Origin of the sequence: Binatus sp. (SeqCode), from assembly GCF_050013435.1 — a bacterium.
Classification (GTDB): Bacteria; Desulfobacterota; Binatia; order Binatales; family Binataceae; genus Binatus.
In genome coordinates, this window is record NZ_JBEKFG010000078.1 from 1 (window position 1) to 16,059 (window position 16,059).

The following is a 16,059-nucleotide window of genomic DNA, read 5'->3' on the forward strand; positions in this document are numbered from 1 at the left end:
CAACAGCGCCAACGTGAATTTCATTCGCGGCAATCCACCCGACCTCGCGCCCGACACCGAATTTCGATGGAAGACGTTTGGCGCCACCGTCGCCAGCCGCGTGATCGTCTTCGAACCGCCGCATGAACTCGGATGGGACGCGCATGGAGTGCTGACCGCGTATCACGGCTGGCTTATCGAACCCGATGGCGGTGGCGGATGCCGCGTCATCACCGAGGAATGCCAGAACGGTCTCGTGCCGAAGCTCGCGTGGTGGTATCTGCGCCCGATGCTCGAGCGCGGGCATCAGAACTGGGTCGAGAGCCTCAAGCGCGTTGCCGAAGGCGGGGATCCGTCGTAGCGATCGCCGGGCGCCGGTCTAGTCGTCCGCCAGGACAACTTCGAAGGTAGCGCTGGTGAACGAGAACCAGGGGCTCTGTCCGTAAGTCTTGTTGTCGCGGATGATTCCCATCGACGCGAGAAATCGTCCCACCCGAAGAATCGGCATCACGAACCAGTACTTGCGCTCGACCAGGCCGTTCACTTTCTCGCGTTCCTGCGTATCCGTAATCAGGCGCACATTGCCGTTGAAAACTTCGTCGCCGACCCGAAGTGAGATCTCGGGTCGCGCCTTCACATTGCGCACCCAGTTGCGGGCGGCATTTGCCGAGATCAGGTATAGCCGGTCGTCATCGACCAGGTACCAGATAGTCACTTCGTAGGGGCGGCCGGTTTTTCGTCCATAATGAGTCAGACGCAGCGTCTGCCTGTCCCCGACCCGGCGCAGCCGTTCGAAGGATTTCGATGCCATAGTCATGTTCCTCGAGTTCGACGCGCAGCCTGGCCGGTTCGCCCCGCACCTGGATCCGTGGCGCGGTTATTATTCGCGCAGTCGGCTACTGAGTAACGGTTTCCATCACGCGTCCGCTTGCGCCATCCACGAAATCGACTTCGACCGGCGATGAAACGTTGTGGTCTTTCTTGGCCTTGTGGATTTTCAACTTCAGCTCGGCCAGGAACGATTCTTTCGCATTCGGAGGCATTTCGTCCATCGGAAAGCTGTCCATCAGGATCTTGGCCTTGAGCTGGTCGGGCCACTCGACGGAGCCGACCTTCGGTCCCGCGATAGGCAGGCCTCTCACCATCGCCTCGACAGCGCCGTGAAAATCCATTTTTCCGGGCGCTGGCGCAACCGCGGGCGATCCGGGTGCTTGCGCCGCCGCCGCTTCCGCCGGGGACGACGCCGCCGCCGATTCGGGCTGCATCGACGCGCCTGCGGCCGGCGCACCGGTGATTCTTGCGATCAGATCCTTCGCCTGGGCGCGTGAGGCGTCGTCGGGCGCGAGCGCCAGCGCCTGCTTGAACGCGGCTGCCGCGTCATCAGGTTTATTCTCCTGCGTCAACGCGACTCCCATGTTGAGGTACGCCTGGAAAAATCCGGGATGGGCGGCGATCACTTTCTTGTACTGCACAACCGCCTGATCGGCGTTGCCGGTGGAGAAATACATCGTGCCGAGGTCGGTGCGAACTTCCGGATCGTCGGGCTTCTTCTTCAGGTAATGCTCGTATGCGGCGATCGCTTGGTCGAAGCGCTGATGGTCGTAGTCGATATCACCGATACCGCGGAGCGCGTCGAGGTTGTCGGGATCCAACTTCAGCACGTGGCCTAACGCTTCCTCGGCCTTGCTGTAGTAGGTTTGATCGAACATCGCCGCGCGCATTGCGACTGCGCCGAATTTGCTCCATGCCGCGACGTCGCCGGGTTTCGCGCGCGCCTCTTTTTCGGTCGTGTCAATCAGAGCGCGGGCCTCTGCCGGCAGTTCGAGCTTTGGATGTCCCGGCGGCAAAGTGCCGCTCTGATTTCCACCCGCCGCTGGATTCGCCGCGCCATTCTGATCCGGCGCAGCCGCGCCCGGGACGTTGGCGACTGGTTCGTGCACCGCCGCGGGCGTGCGCATCATTATCCACGCGGCCGCCCCCAGACCCACCACGGTGATCGCAACGAATACGATCACAAACGCCGTGGTAATCGGTATATTGCGCCCGCGAGCCGCACTGCCCTTGAGCTTGCCCGATTTGACCGCGCCCGATGCTGTACCCGCGAGCGCGCTGCCGCACTCCACACAGAACTTCGCACCAGCCGTCAGCGGCGCGCCACATTGCGGACAAAATCTCATCAGCAAATTCCTACACGACCGCTTCCTCCCAGCGCAACCCGCCCCGGATTTGGGTTCCCGCTTTCCAGCCGCCTGCTGTATAGTCCCGGCGGAGTCTATTTTTGCGAGCCAGCCAGCCGAGGAACGCGCCGAGGCCAGCCAGCGGCACGCGCCGAGCGCGCATATGCCCGGAAATTTCGAACAAGTAACCGCGCAGCTGACGGCCCTGGTGCGCGCGAAAACCGGCGACTCGGGCGCGCGAGCACATTCGCTCGAATCGCTGCCGGGTCACGCCGGCTTCAGCTACAGCTTCATCCTCGAGCGCGGTGCGCCCGACGCGGGGCCCGCAGGGAGATTCGTCGTGCGCATCGCGCCTCCCGGCGTCAAAATCGCAGGCCCCGCCGACATCGTGCGGCAGGCGCGCGTGATGGCGTCGCTGGCCGACACGCCGGTCGCGGTGCCGCCGATCATCTGGTACGGCGCCGAGCCCGAGTTTTTCGATCGGCCGTACTTCGTCGCCGGCTTCGTCGATGGATTCAAACTCGGCGAATCCGCGCTGCCGACTGCGCACTTGAAACGCCTGGCGCGGAACGGTATCGCGACCATGGCCGCGCTGCACAACGTCCCCTGGGAGCCGCGCCGTGGCGCATGGGGCGAGCCGTTCGCGCTCAGCGAGGAGCTCAAACGCCTGGACTACCTGCTCGACCGCCCGACTCTCGATCCCGCTGTCGTCGCACGCGCACCCGAGCTTCGCGAGCGTCTGCGCTCGAGCCTGCCGGCCAACGCGCGCATCGGATGCGTCCACGGCGACTTCCAATGGTCGAACGTGCTGTTCAACGAAGAACGCGTCGTCGCGCTGATCGACTGGGAAATCTCGCTGGTCGGCGCAACGCTGCTCGACCTCGGATGGATTTGCTTTTTCTCCGATCCCGCAAGCTGGGTCGGCGCGGACGCCGGCCGCGGCTCGCTTCTCGACGCGGGCGAAATCGTCGATGCGTACGCCGAAGCGGCGGGCTTTCCGGTCTCCGCGGCGGAAGTGCGATGGTTCCGCGCATTCGCGGGCTACCGGTTCGGCGTGATTACCTGTTTCAACCTGATGCTGCATCGGCGCGGCAAACGCGACGATCCATTATGGGAAGAGACCGCGCTGTCGGCGCCCAGAATGTTCGAGCACGGCCTCGAATTGCTCGGCTGACCCGCGCGTACCCGCCGGCACATCTTCGGTTTGGCCTACGGACGGCTTTGTGGTGGAATCGCGTCCTGCCCTTTCGTGATCGGGATTCTTCGTGACCAAGGGTTGGAGGTGGCGAAATGGACATTGCGGCCATGCGGCGGCCTGAAATTCAGATCCCCGAGGAAGACCATCCCGCGCTCAACGCGATCCTCGGCGCCAATCCGTTCGTCGGCCTCGACGCCACCCAGGTTGCCGGAACTTTGACGGCGCTGGCGGCGCATCTCGCGTCGCGGCCCGCCGCCGTCGCGGCGCGCGCGCTCCAATTGTGGTTCGAGCTGGGGCAGGTCGCGGCAGGCGTTTCTGCCCTGACGCCCGAGGCTGGCGACAAGCGCTTCGCCGATCCCGCCTGGTCGCAGCATCCGCTCTACAATCGCGTGATGCAGTCTTACCTCGCGTGGCGCACCGCGATGCACGATCTCGTCGACCAGGACGACGGCGTCGAGTGGAAGCAAGTCGGGCAGCAGAAGTTCGCGGTCACGCTGATGACCGAGGCGCTCGCGCCCACCAACGCGCTGTGGCTCAATCCCGCCGCACTCAAGCGCGCCTTCGACACCGCGGGGATGAGCCTGGTGTGGGGACTAAGCAACTTCATCGGCGACCTGTGGAGCAACGGCGGGATGCCTTCGACGGTGGACAAGCGGCCGTTCGAAGTCGGCAAAAATCTCGCCGTCTCGCCCGGCGCCGTCGTGTTCCGAAACCCGCTCTGCGAGGTGATCCAGTACGCGCCCGCGACCGACAAGGTTTACGAGCGCCCGCTGCTTTTCATCCCGCCGCAGATCAACAAGTTCTACGTCATGGATCTCGCGCCGGGACGCAGCTTCATCGAGTACGCGGTCAAGCACGGACTTCCGATGTTCACGATCAGCTGGCGCAACCCGACGCCGCGCGATCGCAGCTGGGGGCTCGATGAATACGTGGCCGCGTGCAAGGACGCCATCGCGGCCGCCTGCGAGATCACCGGCAATCCCGATTGCAACGTGCTCGGCGTATGCGCCGGCGGCATCACGACTTCGCTCATGCTCGGGCATCTCGCGGCTAGCGGTGACAAGCGCGTCAACGCGGCGACGCTGCTGGTGACGACGCTCGATACGAGCCTGCCCTCGATGACCGGGATGTTCGCGACCGAGGATGCGATCAAGGCGGCGCGCGATCGCTCGGCTAAAAAGGGCGTGCTCGACGGCGGCGACATGGCGCGCGTCTTCGCCTGGCTGCGGCCCAACGACCTGGTCTGGAACTATTGGGTCAACAACTATCTGCTCGGCAACAATCCCGCGCCGTTCGACATCCTCTATTGGAACGCCGACCCGACCAATCTTCCGGCCAAACTGCACGCGGGCTTTCTCGATCTCTTTCTCAGAAATCCACTCACGCGCGGCGGCGGCGTCACGATTCTCGGCACACCGATCGATTTGGGCGCCGTGAAGAATGACCTCTACCTGGTTGCCGGGATGACCGACCATATCTGCACGTGGCGCGGATGCTATCGCACGACGCGGATGTTCGGCGGGCGAATCGAATTCGTGCTCGGCTCCAGCGGCCATATCCAGAGCCTGGTTAATCCGCCCGGCAACTTCAAAGCCCGCTACTACGTCGGCGCGCGGCTTCCCGAGAGTCCCGACGAATGGCTCAAAGGAGCGGCCGAGAACAAGGGCACCTGGTGGGATCACTGGATCAAGTGGATAGGCGCGCGCTCCGGCGGTGAACGTCCCGCGCCGAAGTCGCTCGGCAGCGACCTATACAAAGCCGGCGAGCCCGCCCCGGGTCTATACGTCCACGAACGCCACTAACTCTAATTCCCGGCTGAGATTCCCTGGTCTCTTTCCCCCTTAACCTTCTAACAGGGCGAAGCCCGCATCTTTTCTCAACATTGGGTGCAGGGGTCACCCCTGGCCGTGGCGACGGCAGCGCAGTATTAAGCCGCTGGCAGGGGCCGCGCGCGACAACGGAGCGCGGCCTTAACGGTGGGTGCAGGGCTCAGCCCTGCTCACCCCTGCCGCGCCGCGAGCACTTCGGCCAGATGACGCACTTCGATCTTGTCGCCCGCGCGGCTCAAGCCGCCGCCGATCTGCATGAGGCATCCGCAATCATTGGCGACCACCACCTCGGCGCCGCTCTCCCTGATACGCGCCAGCTTGTCCTCGAGCATCGACGCCGAGATATGCGGGAACTTCACCGAGAACATCCCGCCGAAGCCGCAGCACTCCTCGCGATCGCGCAGTTCGCGGATTCTGATTCCCGCCACCGCACTCAGCAGCGTCATCGGTTCATCGCGCACGCCCAGCTCGCGCATCAGATGACACGACGGATGATACGCGACCGCCCGCTCGTAGCGCGCGCCAAGGTACTTCACCTTCAGCACGTTGACGATGAACTGCGACAGCTCGAATACCCACGGCCGAATCGCCATCGCCTTGGCTGACAGCGCGGTATCGTCCGCGAGCAAGTCGCCGTAAAAGATTTTCAGCATGCTCGTGCATGAGCCCGACGGCACGACAATCGGAACGCCCGGCTCGACCGAAATCAGAAAGCGGCGCGCGAGATCGAGCGCCTCATCGCGGAAACCCTCATTGAAAGCGACCTGGCCGCAGCAGAACGCGCCGCGAACCGGCGTGACCTTGAGCCGCAGCCGCTCGAGCACCGTCGCCGCCGCGTCGTTGACTTCGGGGAAAAATTCCTCGGCGAGGCAGGTCGAAAATAGTTGGACTTCAGTCATCGCGGGGCCACACCACGATCACATGGATCGATTTGGGGCCGTGGACGCCGAGCACGATTCGTTTCTCGATATCCGCGGTGCGGCTGGGGCCCGTGATCAGCGTCAATCGGTTCGCCGCGACGCCGTCAGGGCCCAACTCGGCGAGCACCGCCGCCAGATTTGCCATCACGCGATCGATCTGAACGATCACCAGGCTCGCCGGCGGCAGCAGCGTCAGAGAACTCGGCCGATCCCCGTTTGAAACTACCGCCAGCGTGCCGGTCGAGGCGATCGCGAAGTCCGCGTCCGCGATCCCGATGTCGGCATTGGCCACCCGCTCGCGCATCGCGGCGCGCTCGGTGTCCGCCACCGGGATGGTGCGAACGATCCTGAAATCCGCGCGCTCGAGCGCCTCGCCGATTGCGTCCATGTCGCTCACGGCGCCTTGTCCGAGCGCGACCGTCTTCGCGCCGATCTCGCCGGCAAGAGTGACTATTCGATTAGTCACTTCGTCCGGAGTGAGTATTCCGAGAAACTTGCCGCCGACCGTTTCGAGCTCGCGCGCGAACGTCGATGCGAGCGCGGCGCGATGCGCCGACTGTGCCACGGGCACTGGCGCGCTCGCCGCAGCAGCCTGCTCGGTGCTCCGCGCGCCGGCGTCGAGTGCGTCCTTTACGCTCGCGATTATTTTGTGAAGCTCGGCCACGTTCAGCCTGGCGGGCGCTCCGGCCCGGGCGCGGGGCGCTGATGAGGCCGCGGACGCGGGAAGTCGCGATACTTCGTCCAGTTGCCGAACGGTCCCGGCATCCGGCGCAGATAACCGTTGTGCGCGAATGGTTTCAGCACCATCGCGGCGACTTTTCCAAGCGCTCGAACCGTCCGCGGATGCCGCGCTATCTTCGCAAACCGCCGCGCGCCGCGGCGCGCCCGCTCTATCGCGCGCGGCCATTTGAGCGGATGCTCTCCGGCGCTCTCTTTCCAGCGCAGATGGAGCAGGATTCGCGGGATGTCGATCTTGACGGGACAGATATCCTTGCACGCGCCGCACAGCGTCGACGCGAACGGCAGGTATCCCGCGTCGCTGCCGAAAAGATTGGGGCTGATGATCGATCCGATCGGCCCCGGATACACCGAGCGATACGCGTGGCCGCCGATGCGCCTGTAGATCGGGCATACGTTCAGGCACGCGCCGCATCGGATGCAATTCAACGCCTCGCGCAGAACCGGATCGGCAATCATCGCGCTGCGTCCGTTGTCCAGGATCACCACGTGCATCTCGCGTGGCCCGTCGAGATCGCCCTCGCGCCGCGGCCCGGTGATGAAACTGGTGTAGGTCGTGAGCTTCTGCCCGGTCGCGGTCCGCGCGAGGATTTCCAGGAAGTGGCTCAGGTCTTCGAGCCGCGGGATGACCTTCTCGATTCCCATCACGGCGACGAACGTCTCCGGCATCGTGCTCGACAGTCGCCCGTTGCCTTCGTTCTCGACGATGACGAGCGTGCCGGTCTCCGCGATCGCAAAATTGACGCCGGTGACTCCGAAATCCGCGTTCAGAAAAATCGTGCGCAATCGCGAGCGCGCTTCGGCCGTGAGTTTTTCAGGCTCCGCGGTGTACTCGATGCCGAATTTGTCGGTGAAAAGTTGCCCGATGTCTTCCTTGGACAGATGAATCGCGGGCGTGATGATGTGCGACGGGCGCTCGCCGCGCAGCTGCACGATGTACTCGCCAAGATCCGTCTCGACCGCGTCGATCCCCGCGCGCTCGAGCGCGCCATTGAGCTCGATCTCCTCCGTCGTCATCGACTTGCCCTTAACGACGTTCTTCGCGCCGCGCCCCTTTGCAAGTTCGACTATATAGCCGCGCGCATCGGCCGCATCCTCGGCGAAGAACACCTTGCATCCGTGCGCTTCGAGCTTCGACTTGAGTTCGATGAGCAATTCGTCGAGGTGCGCAATCGCGCCGGTCTTGATTCGATGCGCCGCGTCGCGCTCGTCGTCGTACGCCGGGAACTCCGCCTTCACTTCGGCGAAGTGATCGAGATGCCGCGCGCTGGCGCTCTCGAGCTTGCGCCGCAGCTCATGGTCGCCGACGGCGGTGCGGCTCGACTCTAAGAAATCGCGGGCTTTGGGAATTTCAGCCATCTGGGATGTCGCGCGCCGGTTGTCAGTCGATCTGCGGGGCGTCAATTTATCAGCGCAACTTTAATTTATCAGTGCAACTTGGCGAATCAGGCGCAGCACCGCTTCGCGCGCCGACTCGGCCGCGGGATGCTCGGGAGCCTGCGAAAGAAAACTCTGGAAGTCTTCGAGCGCCGGCTTGAAGCATTCCAGCCGCTCGAACAGACCGCCGCGTTCCACCAGCTCTTCGAGCGCGCGCGGTTCCAGCATGATAATCCGGTCCAGCGCCGCCAGCGCGCGCGTCCAGTCCGACGCCTCCATATAAATGATCTTCAGGTTGCGAAGTATCCGCGCCAGGATATGGCGTGCGCCGCGATTCTTCAGCATCGCGGGATTCAATTCCACCGGCTGTCCGTAAATTTGCGCCAGGCGCGCGCGAATCTCGTCGAGCGCGAGAATCTTTCCGCCGACGAATGGATCGATGATCAGCTCGCCGCGCTCGTCAACCGCCTTGACCAGGAAATGCGTCGGGAACGAGACCCCGTAGAGGTTCATGCCGAGTCGGCGGCCCACTTCCAGATACACCACCGAAAGCGTGATCGGGATTCCAAGCCGGCGATCGATCACGTCGTTCAGAAATGAATTGCGCGGATCGTTGTAGTTCTCGGCGTTGCCCTCGAATCCCTTCAGCTCGAACAGAAAATGCGAGAGCAACTGGACGCGTTCCACCGTGTCGTCGCCCGCGCGGACGATTGGTTCGGCTTCGCGCGCCAGCGTCGCAATCTTGTCCAGGTACTCTTCGATGTCGAGGCCGGGATACTCTTCTTTCGCGATCAGCAGCGCGCCCCGCGCCAGTGGCACCGGCTCTTTCGCCGCAAGCATCGCAAATTCTCGCCGTGCATCGTTCATCGGGCGGGCACCGTTCGTAACAGTCTCGCCTTGCACCGATGCTTTGACAAGCGCCCGCCATCAATTTGTTCAATTTGTTCAGTTTGTTTCGAGCGCCGCCGCGACCTCATCGCGTACCGCCGCGTCGCAGTCGCCAAGCGCATGCTCGAGTGCGCGGCGCGCCGCGCGTCCTCCGATCTGTCCGAGTGCCCATGCGGCGTGCGAGCGGATCAACGGCTCCGGCTCGCCCTCCAGCGCGCGCTTAAGCGGCGCCGCCGCGTCGGGATTTCGCGTGTTGCCAAGCGCGACCGCCACATTGCGCAGCAGCCCGCGCCGCTTGGCGCGCTTCACCGCGCTCTTGGTAAAGCGCCGCCCGAACTCCTCGTCGTTGAGCGCCAACAGCCCGGGCAATCGCGGGACGAGATCGTTGGAGCCATCGTCAGCCGCCAAATCGTTCCAGGGACAAACGTCGTTGCAAATGTCGCAGCCGAAGATCCAGTTGCCGAGCTTCGATCGCAACTCGCGCGCAATCGCGCCGCGATTTTCTATTGTCTGGTACGAGATGCACAGCTCCGAGCGCATCACGTAGCCGTCGGCGAGCGCCCTGGTCGGACACAGATCGAGGCATCGCCGGCACGTCCCGCAATGTTCGCGGTAAGGCTCCTTCGTCGCCTCGAATTCCGCGTCGGTGAAAATCTCGGCGAGGAAAAAATATGAGCCGTGGTCGCGATTCAGGATCATCGTGTTCTTGCCGAACCATCCCAGCCGCGCATCCGCCGCCCATTCCCGCTCGAAGACCGGACCGGTGTCCACGTACGCGCGCGTAATCGAGCCGGGACGAAGTTGCGAAATCACTTTGGCGACCGCGCGCGCTTGCCGGCCCACAGCGTCGTGATAATCGCGGCCAAGCGCGTACGCCGCGATTCTGCCGCGCAGCTCGCCGCGCCAGTCGACGTTGGGAATCGCGCGCGCCGCATACGGATAGCCAAGGCTCACGACCGACTTGTAGCGCGCATCGAGGCGGCGCGGGTCGAACCTGCGCTCGGGCTCTCGCGCCAGGTAAGCCATCGTCGCGTGACCGCCATCGTCAAGCCATCGGCGATAAAAGTTCTCGCGCTCCTTGAGCTCATGTAGCTGCGCAAATCCAACCAGAACGAATCCCAGTTGGTTGGCGGCGCGCGTCAGTGTTTCACGCGAAACAACCATGGCGATGCCAAAACGCTAGCATTTGGCTGGACTTTTCGCGCTGATAATGGTGGACGCATTTACTCCACTATTGCCCTGCGCTATGATTAGTTTACTGGTAGCCCGCATCATTAACGGGTACGTTCTCCTTACCGGAGGTTCGTAGCAAAAATGGCCGAAGGACTTCATATCGAGCATCACGGGCACGCTGAACAGGCGCCGGCCGAGCAAATCGACGCCGCGTCGCTGCCCGACGTGAAGCTCACGCCTACCGCAATCGAGATGGTTCGCAAGATGTACGCGAAGGAAGGCCTTGGCGCGGGCTATGGAATGCGAATCGGCGTGGTCGGTGGCGGATGCTCCGGGTTTCAGTATTCGCTGAAGTTCGACACGCTGAAAGAAGGCGACCGGGTGACGGATTTCGGCGGTGTGCTGGTGTACGTGGACGAAATTTCGCTGCCGTATATCGCGGGCACGACGCTCGACTACGTCGAAGGACTGCATGGCGCGGGATTCCGCTTCGACAATCCGCGTGCGAGCCGCACCTGCGGATGCGGGTCGTCCTTCAGCGCGTAAGATTGACGACGGTTTGATTTGCCGGGCCGCTCCGATTGGGGTGGCCTTTTTTATTCAAGCCCGCGCTGTGTTAAACCCAACCCGCGATGCTCGCGGGATTGCTCTACTGGCTGTCTCCGGCGCGCCGGCGCTTCATGCGGCGGCTGGCGAAGCCGGGACTCGACACGATGCGCGCGCGGTTGGCCCAGGCGGGATCGCCACGCGCGATTCGGTTCATCGCGACGATTCTCGGCGCCAACGCCGACTTCCTTGCCTACGCGCTTTCCTCGAAGGGTCCGCTTAAGATGTATTGCAATCGCACAACGCCCGAGCGCGTGTCGGCGTGTATCGGCACGATGCTGATCTATTCGGTAAATCTATTTGCGCGCGACGAGATGACGAACAACAAGAGCGAGATGATCGCGCTGCTCGCGCATCTTGCGGGCGTCAAGCCGGCCCAGGTGATGCTCCGGCGCGACGCCCTGCGCAAGGCGCCGCGCTCCGAGGAGTGGATGGTGCTGACGTGGCTGGCGAAGGATCTTGGCGCCGAAGCGCCGAAGTACGACGCCGGGCTTGAGCGCGTCTTCGGATACAATTATCTGTCGTACATCGCCCAGTACCGGCCGGCGCTGGAGCGCGCGATGGCCGCGGCGGACACGGCCTGAGCTTCGTTCGGATGGAGAAAGCTGTGCAAGATCTCAAGATTCAGGATCTCAAGATGAAAGACCTCGAGGGCCGTGGAATCATTGTCACCGGCGCGACGCGCGGAATCGGCCGGGCAATCGCGCTGGAAGCCGCACGGCGCGGCGCCAACGTATCGTTCAACTACCTCAAGAGCGATCAGCATGCGGCCGAGCTCAAGGCCGAAATCGAGAACCTCGGCGTGAAGGCGCTCGCCTGCAAGGTCGATGTCGGCGATCTGAAGAACGTGCGCGAGATGGTCAACGCGACCAAAAAGGAATTCGGGCGAATCGACGGGCTGGTCAACAACGCGGGCATGACGCGCGACAAAGTATTCGTGATGATGTCGGAAGAGGATTGGAGCGAGGTCATCCGGGTCAATTTGACCGGTGCGTTTAATTTCGCGCGCGCGGCGGCGTTCATGATGATGAAGGCGAAGCGCGGATCGATCCTCAATATCACGTCGGTCAGCGGGCTTATCGGAATCCCGGGCCAGGCGAACTATTCGGCGGCGAAGGCCGGACTGATTGGACTTACAAAATCAATCGCGAAAGAAGTAGGGCGGCTCAGCGTTCGCGTCAATGCGCTCGCGCTGGGATTTATCGAGACCGACATGACGGCTGCCATGCCCGAGGAGAATCGCGCGCAGGCGCTCGCGATGATTCCGCTTGGCCGCTTCGGCAAGGTCGAGGACGTGGTGCCGATGGCGGTGTTTCTGCTGTCGGATGCGGCGTCATATATCACGGGCGCGGTCATCCAGGTGGACGGCGGCCTCGCGATGTAATCGCGCCGCGTACGAGTGCGTGTTACGCGCCCATCTTGATGCCCGGCGGGAGCTTCCATTCGGTGGAATCGAGCTCGCGACCGCGCTCGGAAAAATCCCAGTAATGGCCCTCGATATCCTTGGCCTCGTAAATGCACCCGCCCCAGAATTTGTCGTCGGACTCGGAGATGATAGTCGCGCCGCCGGCCTGCCATGCCGAGCGAGATAAGGCCGTCGCCCACTTCCATCCAGGCCAGCACGAACCCATCGCCGGTTAGACGCGCGCCGGCGGCTATATGCCTGTGGCCTGGCGCTCACGTTTTCGATTTGACGCAATTCGGAAATACTGCGATAAGGAGCGCCGGGAGGAACGGAACCATGGGAAAAGGAAAGGTTCTTTTTACGAGCGCAATCTTTTCTGCATTTGTGATCGCTTTGCTCGCTAATTCGTTTTCCGCACAGGCGAGCGGAAATTGCCAGTCCAAGCTGGTCGGCAAAACTTATAATTGCACGGGTGTACAGGAGGGCTATGGATCGCTTGGGGACTTTACCGTCGAATTCGAGACTGGGGGGTGGTCCCAGTATTTTGATCTGGTTTTCTCGGAGGGTGCGGACTACGGCTGCTCCTGCGAGTCGTCCGGCTCTGTAGATTCTCCGAAGTACGATAGTTCTTCGAGCACCTTCGTATGTGAAGAAGCCGCAACTGGATTTGGGATCACGGGAAAAGCGAGCGGCAAGAAGATCAAAGCACAAGCAGTGAATGGAGACGGTGCTACGGCCCTCATTTTCTGCACGCAGGAGTAAGCGCCCGAGGAAACTTCCTCAGTAGCAGCGGCCGGGTAGTTGTGGAACGAGCGTTTTTGACCGTATCGCTCGATTTCACCCAATTTGCTGCAAACGCTTGTAGAACAAGGGTTCTGCGCACCGCGGCATAGGGCCAGACCGCCACTGAGTCATACCGCCTTTTACGCAGAGCGGGGGTTACGCGCCCATCTTGATGCCCGGCGGAAGCTTCCATTCGGTGGAATCGAGCTCGCGACCGCGCTCGGAAAAATCCCAGTAATGGCCCTCGATATCCTTGGCCTCGTAATTGCGCCCGCCCCAGAATTTGTCGTCGGGCTCTGAGATGATAGTCGCGCCGGCCGCCTTGGCCCGCGCGAAGTGGCGATCGATTCCGTCAACGTACACCTTCACCGACTGGGTTATCGTGCCTGCTATCCGCGGGCTCTGGCGGCCGTGTCCGCCTGAGGTGCTGAGCGAGATAAGGCCGTCGCCCACTTCCATCCAGGCCAGCACGAACCCATCGCCGGTTAGACGCGCGCCGGCGCGCTCGCGAAAGCCGAATGCGCGGGTAAGGAATTCGACGGCCGCGGGTACATCTTCATACGCAAGGGTGGGAACGATAGTCGGTGCGCGCCAGAGTTTCGATGCCATCAGCGTGCTAGCTCCTCTGGATGAGAGTGCTAACAGTTTAAACCATGGCGCGCACCAAAGGCTACCGGGGGCCCCAGCCCCTGGCCGTTGGCGGCGGCATGAAGGAAGAATCACCTGCGCGGTGGGCGGCAGGGGCTGCGGCCCCTGCACCCACAGTGAGAAGACGCGAAAATCTGCGCAGCGCATCTTTTCGCGACTACGCGATGGCAAGAGTGAGCCCCGCACCCGGGTCAGGAGGTAGCTTCAGACGGGAAGCGCTAAAGCCGTGGTAGCCGCGAAAATGCGCGATCTTTTTCCGAGGCTATTTTACCGCATTCTTTGCCTTGTCGACCACGCGCTCCACCGCCTTCTTAATCTTGCCGGTGGCCTGGTCGAGCTTGCCTTCCCTCTTTAGACGTTGGTCATCCGTTAAAGCACCAACTGCTTCTTTCACACGGCCTTTGATCTTGTCGGTTGTTCCGCTCATTAGACTGTACTCCTCGATGACTAGCACGATGTTCAGCAGGCTCATTTCACCTGCGCCATAGCAGGCTTGCGATATCCGAAGGGCGGCGCTGCGAGCAAACGTGGACTATAGATTGGGGCTTGCTTGAAAAAATGCGGTTGTGCGCCAGCCTTTACGTACGAGTAATTCACCTCAGGCGCTGGGACGCTGGTTGCACCATCGATCTTGTCCAGGCACACAATCATTTGCCGGCCTTGACGAATAAGCAGATGCTCACGCACCAACTCGGCTAACTGCTCGGTGACTCTGGGTCGAGATGCGCCCACCAGACCGGCCAGGTCCTTTTGGCTGATGGTGACTCGCAAAAGGGTACCCCGTGACTCTCTGACTCCGAAGGTCGAGCATAATTGAAGAAGCGTGACCAGGAGACGCTCGTGAAGGTCGAAGCCCTCTGAGAAGAACCGATACCATGGCATCAGATTGTTTTCGTAAAAGTTTCTTAAAGCAGGTTGGGGCACCCCCCTGGTAATGGCGTCGAATTGGTCCCAGCTCACACTGCCGACTCTGCATTCGCCTTGAGCCTCGCAGCGAAACTCCCGCCGTTTGACTGGGAGCGAAACAAACTGAGGGATTGGACCGGGCGCAAGTAAAGCTATGGTTACACGCTGGCCAGAGTGGCTCAGGCAGGTGATCTTCGCCACGCCCCTTAACAGAATATGGACACCCGCCGCGAGCGCCTCTTCAGAAAGGATGACCTCGCGCCTTCTGAAGTTTTCCGAATTGAGGCAGCTTGCAAGTTCGAGCAATGCGTCGGGTGAAAGAAACGACAGGGGTTTCAGCCGGTTCAACAAATCGAGATCGCGAGTCGCATTTTTCTGCACGTCCATTTTTCTCCCTCCAACAACTGACCAGGACGTTCATCGGGAATTGATTCAGATTGCCTTATTCCATATCAGGTCACCATTCAGATTTGCTTATACGCCGAATGTGCTGCCGGGGACAAGCCCCGCCCGGCCGGTTTTCCACTGTGGTGCAGGGTCACCCCCCTGCCGCGCGACAACGGCGGGCGGCCTTAACCCTGGGTGCAGGGCTCAGCCCTGCCCACGAGCGTTTCCGCTCTCGCGCTACGCAGCCCGCACGAGTAGTTTCTTTCCATCCGAGCGGCCGGCGCGACGGCAACCATACGGGGAGGTGTGATTTATATGTACGGAAGTGACGGACTCGAGATAGTGACGCTGCTGGCGTTGCTCGAATACTCGATACTCGGCGTGATGGTTGGACAAGCGCGATCCAAATATGGCGTCGAGGCGCCCGCCACCACCGGCAATCCCGACTTCGAGCGCTACTTCCGCGTGCATGCAAATACGCTCGAGAGTCTGATCGTCTTCATCCCGGCACTGTGGATATTCTCGCTGTCGGTGAACTATCACTTCGGCGTCGCGCTCGGGTTGCTGTTCGTGATCGCGCGGATCATCTACGCGTCGGGCTATTTGAGCGCCCCGGCCAGGCGCGCGCCGGGCGCAATCGCCACCGCCGCGATCAACGCCATCCTCGTGCTGGGCAGCTTGATCTCGATCGCAATCAGAGCCCTCTGACAAACTTCGATTTTTCCGGCGCTCCGGATGGGAAGGAGTTAGAGGTTTCTTCGTACTCAGCGCAGGGCCAGGGACCGGGGGCCTCTGTCCGCTGCTTTACCCCCGCACGCGCCGCGGCTAAAGTCTCTTAGTCCACGATTCCATTTTCGATTCATCATCAAGGAGAATTCGCTTATGGCGGAAGAACGCAAAGGCGCCGTTACGATGCGGGGAAACCCGATGACCCTCGTCGGCCCCGAAATCAAGGTCGGACAAAAGGCACCCAACTTCAACGTCGTCGGCAAGGGGATGCAGCCTGCGACGCTCGACCAGTTCAAGGGCAAGGTCAAAATCATCA

At 62.1% G+C, this 16,059-nt stretch carries 19 protein-coding genes; 8 read left to right on the forward strand and 11 right to left on the reverse strand.

The features are described 5' to 3' along the window. Positions 1-340 (forward strand): SRPBCC family protein (locus tag ABSB13_RS14080; protein ID WP_490338405.1); only part of this gene is annotated, 340 nt, incomplete at its 5' end. 18 nt (positions 341-358) lie between these two features. On the opposite strand, the gene ABSB13_RS14085 is transcribed toward ABSB13_RS14080, so the two are convergent. After that, the gene (locus tag ABSB13_RS14085; protein WP_428109620.1) at positions 359-790 is read right to left on the reverse strand and encodes a nitroreductase family deazaflavin-dependent oxidoreductase; all 432 of its coding nucleotides are present in this window, start codon (positions 788-790) and stop codon (positions 359-361) included. Positions 791-875: 85 nt separating this feature from the next. After that, positions 876-2,156 carry a tetratricopeptide repeat protein gene (locus ABSB13_RS14090; protein ID WP_428109623.1) on the reverse strand — a complete coding sequence of 427 codons (1,281 nt, stop codon included), beginning with the start codon at positions 2,154-2,156 and terminating at the stop codon, positions 876-878. A gap of 163 nt (positions 2,157-2,319) precedes the next feature. Here ABSB13_RS14090 and ABSB13_RS14095 point away from each other — a divergent pair, with 163 nt between their 5' ends. Continuing rightward, positions 2,320-3,330: a phosphotransferase family protein gene (locus ABSB13_RS14095; protein ID WP_428109625.1), complete on the forward strand. Its 1,011-nt coding sequence runs from the start codon at positions 2,320-2,322 to the stop codon at positions 3,328-3,330. 131 nt (positions 3,331-3,461) lie between these two features. Beyond that, complete coding sequence (locus ABSB13_RS14100) at positions 3,462-5,156, forward strand: alpha/beta fold hydrolase (protein ID WP_428109657.1); 1,695 nt, start codon at positions 3,462-3,464, stop codon at positions 5,154-5,156. Positions 5,157-5,353: 197 nt separating this feature from the next. Here the strand turns inward: ABSB13_RS14100 and ABSB13_RS14105 are convergent, their stop codons facing one another. The 5 genes from ABSB13_RS14105 to queG all read right to left on the reverse strand — a co-directional run bounded on the left by ABSB13_RS14105 (position 5,354) and on the right by queG (position 10,270). Then, positions 5,354-6,082: a (Fe-S)-binding protein gene (locus ABSB13_RS14105; protein ID WP_428109627.1), complete on the reverse strand. Its 729-nt coding sequence runs from the start codon at positions 6,080-6,082 to the stop codon at positions 5,354-5,356. Then, positions 6,075-6,767: a LutC/YkgG family protein gene (locus ABSB13_RS14110; RefSeq protein WP_428109630.1), complete on the reverse strand. Its 693-nt coding sequence runs from the start codon at positions 6,765-6,767 to the stop codon at positions 6,075-6,077. Before ABSB13_RS14110 ends, ABSB13_RS14105 begins: the two co-directional genes overlap by 8 nt. A gap of 2 nt (positions 6,768-6,769) precedes the next feature. Further along, the gene (locus ABSB13_RS14115) at positions 6,770-8,200 is read right to left on the reverse strand and encodes a LutB/LldF family L-lactate oxidation iron-sulfur protein (RefSeq protein WP_428109632.1); all 1,431 of its coding nucleotides are present in this window, start codon (positions 8,198-8,200) and stop codon (positions 6,770-6,772) included. A 60-nt stretch (positions 8,201-8,260) separates the two neighbouring features. Next, complete coding sequence (locus ABSB13_RS14120; protein ID WP_428109634.1) at positions 8,261-9,085, reverse strand: SirB1 family protein; 825 nt, start codon at positions 9,083-9,085, stop codon at positions 8,261-8,263. 78 nt (positions 9,086-9,163) lie between these two features. Beyond that, positions 9,164-10,270, reverse strand: a complete 1,107-nt coding sequence (queG, locus tag ABSB13_RS14125; RefSeq protein WP_428109636.1) for a tRNA epoxyqueuosine(34) reductase QueG — start codon at positions 10,268-10,270, stop codon at positions 9,164-9,166. A 150-nt stretch (positions 10,271-10,420) separates the two neighbouring features. On the opposite strand from queG, the gene ABSB13_RS14130 reads away from it, so the two are divergent. From ABSB13_RS14130 to fabG, 3 genes are all read left to right on the forward strand, one after another. Further along, positions 10,421-10,825 carry a HesB/IscA family protein gene (locus ABSB13_RS14130; protein WP_428109639.1) on the forward strand — a complete coding sequence of 135 codons (405 nt, stop codon included), beginning with the start codon at positions 10,421-10,423 and terminating at the stop codon, positions 10,823-10,825. An 86-nt stretch (positions 10,826-10,911) separates the two neighbouring features. Further along, positions 10,912-11,469: a hypothetical protein gene (locus tag ABSB13_RS14135; RefSeq protein WP_428109641.1), complete on the forward strand. Its 558-nt coding sequence runs from the start codon at positions 10,912-10,914 to the stop codon at positions 11,467-11,469. A gap of 53 nt (positions 11,470-11,522) precedes the next feature. Beyond that, positions 11,523-12,269: a 3-oxoacyl-[acyl-carrier-protein] reductase gene (fabG, locus tag ABSB13_RS14140; RefSeq protein ID WP_428109660.1), complete on the forward strand. Its 747-nt coding sequence runs from the start codon at positions 11,523-11,525 to the stop codon at positions 12,267-12,269. Between the two features lie 22 nt (positions 12,270-12,291). Here the strand turns inward: fabG and ABSB13_RS14145 are convergent, their stop codons facing one another. Beyond that, positions 12,292-12,516 carry a VOC family protein gene (locus ABSB13_RS14145; protein ID WP_428109643.1) on the reverse strand — a complete coding sequence of 75 codons (225 nt, stop codon included), beginning with the start codon at positions 12,514-12,516 and terminating at the stop codon, positions 12,292-12,294. A 110-nt stretch (positions 12,517-12,626) separates the two neighbouring features. On the opposite strand from ABSB13_RS14145, the gene ABSB13_RS14150 reads away from it, so the two are divergent. Then, positions 12,627-13,052 carry a hypothetical protein gene (locus ABSB13_RS14150; protein WP_428109646.1) on the forward strand — a complete coding sequence of 142 codons (426 nt, stop codon included), beginning with the start codon at positions 12,627-12,629 and terminating at the stop codon, positions 13,050-13,052. A gap of 177 nt (positions 13,053-13,229) precedes the next feature. Here the strand turns inward: ABSB13_RS14150 and ABSB13_RS14155 are convergent, their stop codons facing one another. The 3 genes from ABSB13_RS14155 to ABSB13_RS14165 form a co-directional block, all read right to left on the reverse strand. Then, on the reverse strand, positions 13,230-13,682 hold the full coding sequence (locus tag ABSB13_RS14155; protein WP_428109648.1) for a VOC family protein: 453 nt from the start codon (positions 13,680-13,682) through the stop codon (positions 13,230-13,232). 301 nt (positions 13,683-13,983) lie between these two features. Next, positions 13,984-14,193: a CsbD family protein gene (locus ABSB13_RS14160; protein ID WP_428109650.1), complete on the reverse strand. Its 210-nt coding sequence runs from the start codon at positions 14,191-14,193 to the stop codon at positions 13,984-13,986. Continuing rightward, positions 14,190-15,014 carry a Crp/Fnr family transcriptional regulator gene (locus ABSB13_RS14165; protein ID WP_428109653.1) on the reverse strand — a complete coding sequence of 275 codons (825 nt, stop codon included), beginning with the start codon at positions 15,012-15,014 and terminating at the stop codon, positions 14,190-14,192. Before ABSB13_RS14165 ends, ABSB13_RS14160 begins: the two co-directional genes overlap by 4 nt. Positions 15,015-15,329: 315 nt before the next feature. Here ABSB13_RS14165 and ABSB13_RS14170 point away from each other — a divergent pair, with 315 nt between their 5' ends. Then, positions 15,330-15,722, forward strand: coding sequence for an MAPEG family protein (locus tag ABSB13_RS14170; protein ID WP_428109655.1), 393 nt, complete (start codon positions 15,330-15,332; stop codon positions 15,720-15,722). Positions 15,723-16,059 lie beyond the last annotated feature (337 nt).

Coding starts and splice junctions, on each gene's coding strand:
- ABSB13_RS14085 (WP_428109620.1), bottom strand. CDS start 790: ATGGCATCGAAATCCTTCGAACGGCTGCGCCGGGTCGGGGACAGGCAG.
- ABSB13_RS14090 (WP_428109623.1), bottom strand. CDS start 2,156: ATGAGATTTTGTCCGCAATGTGGCGCGCCGCTGACGGCTGGTGCGAAG.
- ABSB13_RS14095 (WP_428109625.1), top strand. CDS start 2,320: ATGCCCGGAAATTTCGAACAAGTAACCGCGCAGCTGACGGCCCTGGTG.
- ABSB13_RS14100 (WP_428109657.1), top strand. CDS start 3,462: ATGCGGCGGCCTGAAATTCAGATCCCCGAGGAAGACCATCCCGCGCTC.
- ABSB13_RS14105 (WP_428109627.1), bottom strand. CDS start 6,082: ATGACTGAAGTCCAACTATTTTCGACCTGCCTCGCCGAGGAATTTTTC.
- ABSB13_RS14115 (WP_428109632.1), bottom strand. CDS start 8,200: ATGGCTGAAATTCCCAAAGCCCGCGATTTCTTAGAGTCGAGCCGCACC.
- ABSB13_RS14120 (WP_428109634.1), bottom strand. CDS start 9,085: ATGAACGATGCACGGCGAGAATTTGCGATGCTTGCGGCGAAAGAGCCG.
- queG (WP_428109636.1), bottom strand. CDS start 10,270: ATGGTTGTTTCGCGTGAAACACTGACGCGCGCCGCCAACCAACTGGGA.
- ABSB13_RS14130 (WP_428109639.1), top strand. CDS start 10,421: ATGGCCGAAGGACTTCATATCGAGCATCACGGGCACGCTGAACAGGCG.
- ABSB13_RS14135 (WP_428109641.1), top strand. CDS start 10,912: ATGCTCGCGGGATTGCTCTACTGGCTGTCTCCGGCGCGCCGGCGCTTC.
- fabG (WP_428109660.1), top strand. CDS start 11,523: ATGAAAGACCTCGAGGGCCGTGGAATCATTGTCACCGGCGCGACGCGC.
- ABSB13_RS14145 (WP_428109643.1), bottom strand. CDS start 12,516: ATGGGTTCGTGCTGGCCTGGATGGAAGTGGGCGACGGCCTTATCTCGC.
- ABSB13_RS14150 (WP_428109646.1), top strand. CDS start 12,627: ATGGGAAAAGGAAAGGTTCTTTTTACGAGCGCAATCTTTTCTGCATTT.
- ABSB13_RS14155 (WP_428109648.1), bottom strand. CDS start 13,682: ATGGCATCGAAACTCTGGCGCGCACCGACTATCGTTCCCACCCTTGCG.
- ABSB13_RS14160 (WP_428109650.1), bottom strand. CDS start 14,193: ATGAGCCTGCTGAACATCGTGCTAGTCATCGAGGAGTACAGTCTAATG.
- ABSB13_RS14165 (WP_428109653.1), bottom strand. CDS start 15,014: ATGGACGTGCAGAAAAATGCGACTCGCGATCTCGATTTGTTGAACCGG.
- ABSB13_RS14170 (WP_428109655.1), top strand. CDS start 15,330: ATGTACGGAAGTGACGGACTCGAGATAGTGACGCTGCTGGCGTTGCTC.